Genomic DNA, 12,005 nt, shown 5'->3' with positions numbered 1-12,005 from the left:
AATACTTTGTTAAAATAGAGGATCTTGCCGGTTATCCCAAAAATAGGCAATTACGATATCGTGATTGTTTACCATATAAAGCATCGAACAATTTTTATGAAGGATGCATTTTCTAATTCCCGTAGTCTCTTCTACCACCGGGTATAGAAAAGGAGCACCAGCTATCGTTTTCAATGCTTTAAAAACTTTAGCTTCAAATTTAGCGACGTACGTGTCGCCCCATCTTTGCTGTAGTTGACTCGCCAGCGAATCAAATGTTTCTTCGGCTTCGGGAGTAAACCTTAATTCAAAGGTCATTTTTTAGAAAAGTGTTTCTCGGTAAACTCCTGCAACGAGATAGTCTGACCATTCTCATACTGTTTAATACTCTTCTCTACGCCTTTTAGTACATGTGGCGGCAAAACATTAGATTGAGGCTCAAACTGCACTTTTAACGCTTTCAAAACAGCCTTTACCGTTTTTAGTTGTTCAACGCTTTCGGGGTGTATCAGAATCGATTCCATATTAACAAAAATATAAAATTTCCCAATGGAATTCATTAAAAACTTTACCCAATAGATTGGTCTTCGGTACCCCAGGCGGTAACCACCAGGTTACGCGGCTCGGCATTGTTGCGGTGCTCGCAAAGATAAATGCCCTGCCAGATTCCCAAAGCCAAACGCCCATTACGAATAGGTATGGTTACCGAACTCCCCAGCAAGGCAGCTTTCAGATGTGCGGGCATATCATCCGGTCCTTCGTCGTCATGGCGATAATCAGGGTCGTTTTCGCGTACGGTTTTGTTAAAATACATCTCAAAATCCTGGCGTACGGTTGGATCAGCGTTTTCATTAATGGTTAGTGATGCCGACGTGTGTTGAATAAATACCTGGCAGATACCAACAGCTAAATCACTTATTTGCGGCAGCGCCAGGGTAATTTCGGAAGTGATAAGGTGAAAGCCCCTTCTGCGTTCTTTCAACTGCAATGTTTGCTGATATATTTTCATGCTCCCTGCTAAGTAATTTGCCGTACAATGTAATACAATATCTATACCAATGCCAACCTAAAAAACAGCAATAAAAAGACTTAAACAGTTCCGGAAATGATATCTTTACAAATACTTAACCAAATCATATGAAAAAATTAACCTTACCCGCATTATTAATGCTTTCATTTTGTTCCGTTTTTGCTCAAAACGGGCAACCAGCACCCACCTCAATAGCAAATAATGGCAAAGTATGGGCATCACTTTACCAGCAACGCGCGGCCGAATACAAGGCGCTGTGTTTCCAGGCTTATAATATTGCCCGGTTGCGGCTCGATGCGGCGTTAAAAAAGCATCATGCAAAACCTTATGCCGTAGTTACCGACATTGATGAAACCTTGCTTGATAACAGCCCCTATACAGCAGGCAGGGCAATCAACAACCAGGACTTTGATGCAACCACGTGGAAACAGTGGACCGCGAAAGGGATTTGTGATACAGTGCCGGGCGCGCCGTCATTTTTAAAATACGCAGCGTCGAAAGGCGTGGCGGTTTATTACATTACAAATCGAGATGAAGATGAACGTGCAGGCACAGCAAAAAATCTTAAACTATACAATTTGCCTTATAACGACAATACACATCTTATTTTAAAAACGACCACATCCAGCAAACAAACACGCCGGCTTGAAGTACTAAAAACACACGAAATTGTGTTGCTTTGCGGCGATAACCTGCCCGATTTTGACACCCTGTATGATGCGCCCTTTACCGGGCAAAGCCGGAACGAAGTCACCGAACAACTGAAGAAAAAGTTTGGCAGCAAATACATCGTTATCCCAAATGCCGGTTATGGCGATTGGGAAAACGCTATTTTCAACCATAAGTATACCAATGCTCAAAAAGATTCGGTAACAAAAGCGCAGGTTAAAACTTTTCAATAATTAATTGAAGGTGCAGCTATTCCAATCGGGCACAACAAAGTTGTAATTCAAAATGCCGGGAACATTCAGGCTGTCGATAAGCTTCCAACTGTCCAGTTGATTGATAAATTCAGGGGCGGCAAGCCCCGCCTGCAGTGATGCTTCGCGATAGAAAGCTGATTTGGCCGGGTGATGTGGTGATACGCCATTAAACACCCGGCCAAATTCATTTTGATTAATAATGGCTGTCGTAATGCCAACACAATCGCTTAAGTGTATAAGATTTACCGGCGCCAGGCCGTTTGGAATGTCTGTTTTGCCTGCGAAAAACCGTCCGGGATGCCTGCCGGGACCAACAAGGCCAGCAAAACGAAGAATGGTTGTTTTAAAAGCAGCCTCGGCGCTAAACAACTTTTCGGCTTCAAGTAATATTCTTCCACTTTCGGTATCGGGTTCGGGCGGATTTAGCTCGGTCACTTCCGTATTGTTATCGCCATAAACGGCTGTTGAGCTGATATAAATTACCTTGTTAACCCCCTGCTTCTTAGCAGCACTAATGATTCTCTCTATTTTGGGCAGATAATCACCACCCTCACCCTGGCGTGTTTTTGGGGGGATGCAAACAATTAACACATCGCAATTAAAAGAATCAGGATTATAAGTTTGCCTTTCCGCCTTAAAATCGACTAAGAAAGATAAGATACCAATGCCTGATAATAGCGCAGCTTTCTCTTCAGATGTTGCCGAGCCTTTAACAATAAAGCCGTTTGCCAACAACATTTTTGCCAACGCCTTACCGTACCAGCCACAGCCTAAAATACTTATTACCATAGTGAAGGCAAAAGTATTAAATACCTTCTTTAAAATAGTACTAGTGTTAAGTCAATAGTCTTTGGTCGGAAGTCCTAAGTCGAATTCTTGCTTTTTCAGACTTAGAACTTAAGACTTTCGACTCAAGACTAACCGTCAATTTTTGAGTGACATAACACTAGCCCTGGTAAGCCATTGATTTTGACAATTCTTCGTTTAATCTGAATTCCTTATCAAGTACAAGCAGCTTGGCCATTGCCCTGTTGTAGGCATCCTCTCCCAAAAGTAGGTGGAGCGGAGGATTTTCATCATCCGCTATCTTAATCATTGCAGCTGCTGCTTTCTCAGGGTCGCCAATTTGCTGGCCGTCCATCTGCAAATATCTTGCATGGGTGTTTCTAACGTCCTGATAGGCGTCAATCGGACTTTGGGTTAGCACCAGTGAATCGGCGGCGAGGAAATTAGTGCGGAAGGCACCGGGCGCTACCACAGTAACTTTTATCCCAAATTCCTTAACATCCTCTGCTAAAACTTCCGATAAGCCAATCACGGCAAATTTGGTGGCCGCATAAAGCGCCCAGCCCGTTCCTGGTGCTATACCTGCAATAGATGAAATGTTGATGATATGCCCCCAACGCTGTGCCCGCATAAAAGGCATTACCGCGCGGATTACGTTTAACGTTCCAAATACATTAATGTCAAAACTCTCGCGGGCCTCCTCATCAGTCAATTCTTCAATGCTGCCGCCGATACCATACCCGGCATTGTTGATGACTACATCAATCCGGTTAAATGTGTTATAAGTTGCCTGGATAGCTTCGGCAACGCTGTTTTCGTCGGCGAGGTTGACATGCAGCGGCAAAAAATTCTCCGATGTCTCGCCGGTTGCTTTTACCAGGCTGGCTACATACCTTGATGTTGCCGCCACTTTTTGGCCATCGGCCAGTAGTTGTTTAACCAGGCTTAATCCAAAACCCTTAGATGCGCCTGTAATAAACCATACTTTTTTGTTTTCATTATTATTGGTGTTTTTCATGAAAACAAAATTACAGTGCCAAAAAGCCAACCGTTTGCATCATTCAAACCAATACTTACAAAATTCAAACAACCCGGTAAATAGATGGTGTATTTGAAGTTTGTTTTTTGAAAAAATTATTAAAATGCGCCGGCTCGTCAAAGCCCAGGCAGTAGCTTATTTCGGATATATTCCAGTTGGTATGTTTTAGCAAGGCTATAGCCTCGCCGGTAAGTCGCTCAAAAATATGGGCGGTGGTAGTTTTACCTGTAGTTTGCCTGATGGCCCTGTTAAGGTGGTTAACATGCACGGCAAGCTGTTCCGCATAATCTTTTGCCGATCGCAGGGTAAATCTTTGCGAGGGTGATTCAATAGGAAACTGCCGCTCAAGCAGCTCTGTAAAAACAGAAGTTAACCGCGAGTTTGCATCGGTATGCTGATACAGCGTTTCGATCGGTGACACCTTTAGGGCATAATGGATCAGTTCGGTTACATAGTTACGCAACAGGTCGTATTTAAATTTATAGTCTGATTTAATTTCATCCAGCATTTTCTCAAACACTGCGCTTACATACTCCTGCTGTACATTATTTAATGAATACGACGGCCTGCCTGATACGGCAAACATGGGCAAATCATGCATGTTGCTCCGTAGCATCTCTGTAAAAAACGATTCTTTAAAAATGCAGAAATACCCGGTGCCTTCGTCTGTCAGAGCTTCAATTGTATAGGGCACCTGCGGGTTAAAAAACAGCAGCGAAGTACCATCCACTTCTATGCTTTTATCGGCATAATGATAAATTGCTTTGCCCCTGAACAAACTGATTTTGTAAAAATCGCGGCGGCTGTATTTCAAGGGTGCTTTGTGGTGCTTTTGAAAATCCTCTTTCCTGAAAACATTAAAATGCCCGATATCCTGACCAAGGTTTTCAGGCAGCCAATTCAATTTATTCTTATAAAAATCTTCCAGTGTTTCTGTCGGTCCCATAATGCAAAGTTACATAATTCAAACTAACAAGCAATGCTATCAACATTTATGGAGATGAGTGGCGCCCATCGCTTTGCCCACGTTTGTTTTGTGACAAACGGGACAAGGACTGACAGGCATAGGGTATCCTGCAAACCACAACATCACCGGTTGTTGGCGCCGGCACAAATAACGGCGAAATATGAATCAATTGATAATCAGCATGTTTCATAGCGTTCCGGGTGTTCCACGTGCAAAAACGGAACGTTTGATTGCCTAAACGCCCATTATTTATTCACCCAAACGGCAATCTCCGCAGATTTTTGCCCAGCCTCTGAAAACGGCACCATGACAACTTTGCGCAGTGAATTATTGACCTTCATTTCAATGCTGTACGCCTCTTTCCAGTCCCAGTCTGAAGGCAACATTGCTTTCGCATCAATTAACGGTTTATTTGTTTTTGTGTATACAACAATACTTAGCGTTGTTAAGCCGGGATTTAGCCCCTGGTCAACAGCCAATATTTGCGGGCCGCGCTTAAATGCTACGGAATTCGGATATGATATCCCGCCGGGAATAACCTGCAACGGCATATCAAAAGTTATAGCAAGATGGTCGCCCGGGCTCCACTTTCTGTTGATGGCCAAAAACTGGCCTTTTTTGCCGTGGAATACCTCATTCCCTGTTTTAGCCGTAAAATTTTCGGCCCATTCCGGCACGCGGAAATTTATGGTAAACATGGCCGCCCTTGATGTGGTTATAATAAAATCAACCCGCCCGTCCAGCGGAAATTTAGTTTCCGATTTTAACGTAACATTGATGCTGGCATTATCTTTTGTACGAATAGTGGCTTTAGCTTCGCCGTTTTCATACATTAAAACGGTAAACGCGCCTTTGATCTTTCCGCCCATCATTTCCGGAATAAGCGAAATCCCCCGCGGCACGCTCGACAGGCAGCAGGAGAACCCCTGATCGCAACGGTAGGGCTTGGCGCCTTGCAATGCCGTATAGTAACTTACACAGCCTGTTTGCGGGTTCTCTGCGGCCAATAAATGGTTGTATACCGACCGCTCCATTTCCTCCGCATATTTGGGCTCGCCGGTTATTTGAAGCAGTTGCAGGTTAAACTGTATCCAGGTAACGGTAACACACCCCTCACCCATCTTGTCCTTATTCTCCGCCCGTAAAATGCCCGGCTCCCTGAAGATTTCGTTGTCGCTTGATGTGCCGGTGATGTACAGCCTGTTTTTGGTGATATCTTTCCAGGCAGTCTGTAAAAGGGTAAGGTATTTCTCCTGCCCGGTTAGCTTATAATATTTCAATATCCCCAAAAAACAGGATAACATTTCATAGGCTTTAGCATCTCCTACCTTGGTTACATCGCCATACTTCTCAAGCTGACTGATAATTTTCGGTCCGGTAGGTTGCTCAAAGGCCCTGAAAATGTAATTACAAAAATCGAGATAACGCTTGTTGCCGGTGTAGCGGTACAAATCAACCATAGACTCAAGGATGCTGCCCGGTGCAAGGCCATTGTGCTCGCCGGCAACCATTAGGTCGCGTTTGCCGGGTTCATCGCCAAAAGTGCGGCAAATTAAATCGGCGGCTCTTTCCGCAGTTTGCAAAGCTGGTTTGTAGCCGGTTACCGAATAATAATTAAGCAGGCCGATAATGGCATATTTATGCGCCCAAACATCCCATTCGGTCCAGCGGTCTTTTAGCAGGTAGGTGCCCAGGTACCCGTCAGGCATTTGGCAAACAATGTATTTGCGCACCATATCGTCCATTAAATGCTTTATCCGCGCATCATGAGTGTATGCATAAGTTTTTGACGCCGAGAACAGGAATTTGCCCACATGTTCGCCAATCCAGGTTTGAGAACCGGGCCTTTTCCTGAAACCGGATAGCAACGTCGCGGAGTCGATTTGCAGCAACCTTTTCTCTAAATTCACATTCATGCGGTAACCTAAAAGGCCGCCGATATCCTGGTAATGCGCAGGGATATATTTATCGGCTATTTTATTGGAGATGATAGGCTGCCACGGTTGGGCAAACAATTGCAAATTAGCAATGACAACAGCCAGTAAGGCGAACAGCTTTTTCATATCCAGCAATATTTTAAATAAATGTAGCAATTTTGATTGTAGACGCAATGCTTAAAAGCACACCTAACAAAAAGGCCCGGCATCATTAAAAATACCGGGCCAAATAAATCATCAGGCTTAAATTATAACATCATTCCGCCCGATACCTCTATACGCTGCGCATTTACCCATTTGGCATCTTCGGTGCACAAAAATGCTACTACGCTGCCAATATCATCGGGCAAACCAACACGGCCCAGCGCTGTGGCTCCTGCAATTTGTTTGTTCAATTCGGGCATATCGCGCACGGCGCCGCCGCCAAAATCGGTTTCGATAGCGCCGGGAGCAACTACGTTAACTGCAATGCCGCGGGCGCCCAGCTCTTTGGCTAAGTAACGGGTAAGTACTTCTATCCCGCCCTTCATGGCCGCATACGCCGCATAGCCCGGGAAACTAAACCTTGCCAAACCCGATGACAGGTTGATTATCCGGCCACCATCATTAATTAAAGGTAATGCTTTTTGAGTGAGGAAGAACACACCTTTGAAATGGATGTTAAACAAAAGGTCGAAATCTTCTTCCTTAGTTTCTGCAAATGAAGCGTGAATACCAATGCCGGCATTGTTTATTAAAAAATCAAAACGGTCGGTATTGAAGGTGTTTTTTAAGGCAGTATTTACATTGCCAAAAAATGTATCGAAGCTTTTTGTGTCGCCTGTATTTAATTGCAGTGCTAAAGCCTTTTGACCCAAGCTTTCAATCTCGGCTACAACTGCTTCTGCTTCGTCCTTTTTGCTGTTATAAGTTAATATTACGTCGATTCCTTTTTTGGCAAGGTTTAAAGCCATATTTTTGCCCAGTCCGCGGCTGCCGCCGGTTACCAATGCTATTTTGCTATTACTCATTTTTTTTATCGTTTTAATTATGATGTAAAGGTAACGCGCAAAAGCAGCGGACTGTTTGCAAACATCAATCCATTGTTTGCAAAATTCAAATCAGGGGAAGATTGCATATCCCCTCTTTGCGAAGCAGAGAGGGCAAAAAAAAGAAAAAAAACATCTTTTACGACCTAAACGCCAATGGCGCCAATGCCGTTTGTTTCCTGAAAAAGTTTGAGAAATGTGCTACTTCTTCAAAACCCAGGCTATAAGCAATTTGCGATATATTCCAATCTGTCTGCTTTAGTAAAATTTTAGCCTCCTGCACAATGCGGCTACTGATGATATCAGTTGTGGTTTTGCCGGTATTTTCCTTTAATACTTTATTGAGGTGATTCACATGTACTGCCAGCTGGCTGGCATAATCTTTTGCAGTACGCAATTGTAGTTTTTGATGTGGTGATTCAATAGGAAACTGCCGTTCCAGCAACTCAATAAATAACGACGATACCCTCGCCGCCGCAGTATGCAATGGATATAACGATGTGGCCGGCTGCAGCTTCTGCCCGTAATGTATCAGCTCAAGTACGTAATTACGCAGCAGGTCGTACTTGTAAGCATAGTCCGATGATATCTCTTTGTACATCTTTTTAAATATCGCGGTAATTTCTTCCACGGCTTCATCGGTTACCTGGAATACCGGGTAGCCCCCTGGTTGAAATATCGGCAGATCGTCCAAAACCACCCCACTTTTATTCTGCACTAAAAAATCGTGTGTAAAAATGCAGAAATAGCCAAACTGGTTATCATCCTGGGGCAAATAGTGATAGGGTATTTTCGGCGTTGCAAAAAGCAACGCATTTTTTTCAATATCGATTTCCTTATCCGCATATTGTGCCTTGTTACGCCCGCTGATAATGCTTATTTTATAATAAGCCCGGCGGTTATAGGGCATTGTGCTGCCCTTTTTTAAACTGGCGGTAAAATCATCAATCTTAAAAATGTTGAAATGGCCGATTTCTTTATTGATATCAGCCGGCACAAGTGCTGCTGTTTCCTTGTAAAAATCTTCTAGGGATACACTCTCCATGATACGTTGTTTGCAAAATTCAAATATAGGCAAATATACCATTTCGTTTCGGCATTAGCCGCTCATGGCCGAATTGCATCAATATAAAGCTTCCATTTAGTGCTGTTAATTAAAAATTTTATATTTGGACTTGTCACCATTATACGTCTTATCTATGCAGGCAACTATCAAAAAATATATTCGCATTTCTTTTATTGCTTTACTCCTTGTCGGTTCCAATGCTTTTGCCGGTATTAACCCCTCATTAAGCGATTCTCTTTTAAAACAAAACAGCATCCTTAACATAATGCATCGCGTTGCAGACTGGCAGTTAAATCAGTGGAACACGAAAGGTTTTAACCATCCGCCGGTTGATTGGACAAACGCTGCGTGCTATACTGGCTTCTATGCATTGGGCGCAATAAAAGGAAACGATAAATACCTGGATGCTCTGGTTAAAATAGGCACAGACCTGCATTGGCAAACCGGCCGGAACCGTTTTATGGCTGATGATTATTGTATAGGGCAAACTTATTCGCTATTATCAATAAAATACCAGGATAAAAAAATGATCGGGCCATTTGGGCTATTGGCAGATAGCATCGTAAACAAGCGACACGACGAACCGCTGGACTGGAAAAACAATATAGCAAGCCGCGAATGGGCATGGTGCGATGCATTGTTTATGGGGCCAACAGCGCTGTGCTACCTTAGTAAAGCAACAAATAACCCCGCTTATATAAATATTGCAACAAAACTCTGGTGGAAAACAACCACTTATTTATATGACCCAACCGAACATCTTTACTTTAGGGATGGCAGCTACCTCAATAGAAAAGAAAAAAACGGGCAGAAAGTATTTTGGTCGAGGGGGAACGGCTGGGTACTGGCAGGGCTGGTTAGGGTGATGGAAAGCCTGCCTGCCAATAACCCGGATAAAAAGAAATTCGAAGAATTGTACCAGGATATGGCGGCCAAAATAGCCTCGCTGCAACAACCCGACGGAAGCTGGCACGCATCGTTGCTCGACCCTACGAGCTTCCCGGTTAAAGAAACAAGCGGTACCGGCTTTTATTGCTACGCTTTAACCTGGGGGCTTAACCACAAACTGCTCGATAAAAAAACTTACTGGCCGATTGTTAAAAAAGCATGGGCAGCGCTTACTTCATCAGTTCATCCCGATGGTATGCTGGGAAATGTGCAGCGCATCGGCGATAGTCCGGATATGGTGACAGAAAACAGCACTGAAGTTTATGGGGTTGGGGCCTTTTTGTTAACTGGTTCAGAACTTTATAAATACATTGGCAATCATTAATTAGTCCAGAGTCGAAAGTCTTGAGTCTTGAGTCTTAAGTCAAAAAACAAATCCGACCTTCAACTTAAGACTTTCGACTCCGGACTTAAGACTTACTTACTAATCTTCAAGTTCTTAAAATCACCGCCAGAGGTATTACCCACCCAAAAGCCAATCATGCTTCCGTCCGCTGGCACAATCTCTTCCACTTCGAGCGACGGGGTGCTTTCGCCGTTCACAAATACCGTTATTTTTTTACCGTTTACATTAATGCGCGCATGGAACCACCCATTGGGGTCAGGAGGCGCGGCGATGCCCTTTTCATATTTTGCTGGAAATTTGGTACGAAGCAGTTCCCAGTCATATTTGGGGAGCGAAATGTATTGAACTGCATGCACCTTTCGCACCGGGTCGGCAGCTTTAAAATTAAACGGGCGAAAATAAATGCAATCAAAAGTAAAATCGTTAACACCATGAAAGGCTATGCCCACAAAACTGTGCTGCAATAAGTCTTTGCCTTTTATATCCAGCTCAATATTCCCATTGGTAAATTTTGCACTTGATAACCAGGCAACACCGTCGTTGTCAGCCTCGCTTAGGTTCATTACTGAAACGCCGTTCTCATTTGCAATCGTTAATTCGCGGTTATGAACTTTAAAATCTGCCAGCGTTTTATGCTGACCGAAACCGTTAAATGCAGTTAAGAATAATATGGCAGTAAAAAGATTTTTCATGATGTGAGTTAAGATAAAGATATTCTTTATTCCTAATTCGCAACAAATATGCCACGTATGTAAATATTTGATATTGAAACAAATACAATAATTTTAATTTTCAGCACGGTCGTTTTTGATATAATATGCTGTACGGATATAAAACAACATTTTCACAACTATAAAAACATCAAAATAGTTATATTTATTCCTGCTATAGGTAAGCCACGTTGTGATGAAAATCTTCTATCTATTTATTTCAATTGTTTTGGCAAATGTTTGCTTAGGTCAAAATATAAAATTTCAGCTCCGCGCCATTCAATCGTGTAACAATGTTGAAGACACTATATTATACTACCACTTAATTGAGGTGGGAGCTACCCACAAGTTTGAGCCGGAAGAATTATTTTCTTCGGTTACCAAATTAACACATTTTGGAAAATACAGGATTTTCTTCAATCCCCCAATGCAGGATACTCCGATAGTAAATATTACAGATACCGGCTTGACAATTTATAAATATAAAGAACCCAATATTATAATAGGTTGCTGCGCCGGCGATGCCTCTCCCGTTTATACCAGTTGCGGCAAACTTGCGGACGGCTTCCTGGAAGATTTTTATCCTACCGGCCAAGTAAGGCAACGGGGCAGCTTTCGGAAAGGTCAAATCCACGATACATTAGTACGATACTACAAGAACGGGGGAATAAACACACGGATTAATGCTTATACAACCAAGGAACAAGTAGAAGAATTTGACACTGTGGGACATAAATTACGGGTAACCGGATATATTAATCCAGGGTCGATGTATTTTTATGGCTGTGATACAACTCTTTACTATGAAACCGGCCGCGCTAAACTCAATAAAACGATCACAGCCGAAGGTTTTATCTATATTGATGAGTATTACCCCAGCGGGCACCTAAAAGCATTACAGGGCAGAAATAGCAGAGTTGATTATTTCGAAACAGGAGATAAAAAAGCAGAATACAGTTGGTTAGCAGACCCCGAATTTCGGGACGACTTTGATATTACGAAAATAGTTTACGATGCAAAAGGGCATAAAACAAGAGAAATAAAATACACATTTCATGAGGAATTTTGGCACCCCTTTAGTCTTGATGTCTCAAAAGCCAGCTTTATTGAGTCCGACATACATTATAAAAACGGCAAGCAAATATCAATAATTAAGGACATCGATATGGATAAAGATAAAGCAAAATATCACGAGGAATAATTTAAACTTAACCGGCAATTGACTTGGCCCGGTCAATTAGTCTAT

The 12,005-nt window shown here is 42.8% G+C and carries 13 protein-coding genes; 3 read left to right on the top strand and 10 right to left on the bottom strand.

Features of this window, described 5'->3' with window-relative positions:
- Positions 1 to 9: 9 nt before the first annotated feature.
- The 3 genes from Q0R52_RS01410 to Q0R52_RS01400 are packed head-to-tail and all read right to left on the bottom strand — an operon-like array spanning position 10 to position 988.
- Positions 10 to 297 carry a type II toxin-antitoxin system RelE/ParE family toxin gene (locus Q0R52_RS01410; RefSeq protein WP_295791358.1) on the bottom strand — a complete coding sequence of 96 codons (288 nt, stop codon included), beginning with the start codon at positions 295 to 297 and terminating at the stop codon, positions 10 to 12.
- Complete coding sequence (locus Q0R52_RS01405; protein ID WP_295791356.1) at positions 294 to 503, bottom strand: DUF2683 family protein; 210 nt, start codon at positions 501 to 503, stop codon at positions 294 to 296. The genes Q0R52_RS01410 and Q0R52_RS01405 overlap by 4 nt, the downstream gene beginning before the upstream one ends.
- A gap of 44 nt (positions 504 to 547) precedes the next feature.
- Positions 548 to 988, bottom strand: a complete 441-nt coding sequence (locus Q0R52_RS01400) for a secondary thiamine-phosphate synthase enzyme YjbQ (RefSeq protein WP_295791353.1) — start codon at positions 986 to 988, stop codon at positions 548 to 550.
- Positions 989 to 1,116: 128 nt separating this feature from the next.
- On the opposite strand from Q0R52_RS01400, the gene Q0R52_RS01395 reads away from it, so the two are divergent.
- On the top strand, positions 1,117 to 1,911 hold the full coding sequence (locus tag Q0R52_RS01395; RefSeq protein ID WP_295791350.1) for a 5'-nucleotidase, lipoprotein e(P4) family: 795 nt from the start codon (positions 1,117 to 1,119) through the stop codon (positions 1,909 to 1,911).
- On the opposite strand, the gene Q0R52_RS01390 is transcribed toward Q0R52_RS01395, so the two are convergent.
- From Q0R52_RS01390 to Q0R52_RS01365, 6 genes are all read right to left on the bottom strand, one after another.
- Positions 1,912 to 2,721: an SDR family oxidoreductase gene (locus Q0R52_RS01390; RefSeq protein ID WP_295791347.1), complete on the bottom strand. Its 810-nt coding sequence runs from the start codon at positions 2,719 to 2,721 to the stop codon at positions 1,912 to 1,914.
- 157 nt (positions 2,722 to 2,878) lie between these two features.
- On the bottom strand, positions 2,879 to 3,736 hold the full coding sequence (locus tag Q0R52_RS01385; RefSeq protein WP_295791344.1) for an SDR family NAD(P)-dependent oxidoreductase: 858 nt from the start codon (positions 3,734 to 3,736) through the stop codon (positions 2,879 to 2,881).
- 64 nt (positions 3,737 to 3,800) lie between these two features.
- A complete protein-coding gene (locus Q0R52_RS01380; RefSeq protein WP_295791341.1) occupies positions 3,801 to 4,703 on the bottom strand; it encodes an AraC family transcriptional regulator in 903 nt (300 codons plus the stop codon).
- A gap of 266 nt (positions 4,704 to 4,969) precedes the next feature.
- On the bottom strand, positions 4,970 to 6,787 hold the full coding sequence (locus tag Q0R52_RS01375; protein ID WP_295791338.1) for a beta-L-arabinofuranosidase domain-containing protein: 1,818 nt from the start codon (positions 6,785 to 6,787) through the stop codon (positions 4,970 to 4,972).
- 122 nt (positions 6,788 to 6,909) lie between these two features.
- A complete protein-coding gene (locus Q0R52_RS01370; protein WP_295791335.1) occupies positions 6,910 to 7,671 on the bottom strand; it encodes an SDR family oxidoreductase in 762 nt (253 codons plus the stop codon).
- A 157-nt stretch (positions 7,672 to 7,828) separates the two neighbouring features.
- On the bottom strand, positions 7,829 to 8,734 hold the full coding sequence (locus Q0R52_RS01365) for an AraC family transcriptional regulator (protein WP_295791332.1): 906 nt from the start codon (positions 8,732 to 8,734) through the stop codon (positions 7,829 to 7,831).
- 154 nt (positions 8,735 to 8,888) lie between these two features.
- Here Q0R52_RS01365 and Q0R52_RS01360 point away from each other — a divergent pair, with 154 nt between their 5' ends.
- Entirely contained in the window at positions 8,889 to 10,028 is a 1,140-nt protein-coding gene (locus Q0R52_RS01360; RefSeq protein ID WP_295791330.1) for a glycoside hydrolase family 88 protein, read from the top strand.
- Between the two features lie 92 nt (positions 10,029 to 10,120).
- Here Q0R52_RS01360 and Q0R52_RS01355 read toward each other — a convergent pair whose 3' ends face one another.
- The gene (locus Q0R52_RS01355; RefSeq protein WP_295791329.1) at positions 10,121 to 10,741 is read right to left on the bottom strand and encodes a family 16 glycoside hydrolase; all 621 of its coding nucleotides are present in this window, start codon (positions 10,739 to 10,741) and stop codon (positions 10,121 to 10,123) included.
- Between the two features lie 214 nt (positions 10,742 to 10,955).
- On the opposite strand from Q0R52_RS01355, the gene Q0R52_RS01350 reads away from it, so the two are divergent.
- On the top strand, positions 10,956 to 11,960 hold the full coding sequence (locus Q0R52_RS01350) for a hypothetical protein (RefSeq protein ID WP_295791327.1): 1,005 nt from the start codon (positions 10,956 to 10,958) through the stop codon (positions 11,958 to 11,960).
- The last annotated feature ends 45 nt before the right edge of the window (positions 11,961 to 12,005 follow it).

This window comes from Mucilaginibacter sp., from assembly GCF_025359345.1.
Classification (GTDB): Bacteria; Bacteroidota; Bacteroidia; order Sphingobacteriales; family Sphingobacteriaceae; genus Mucilaginibacter.
Note: the sequence above shows the minus strand (reverse complement) of the source record. Positions and strands in the feature narration are given on the sequence as shown.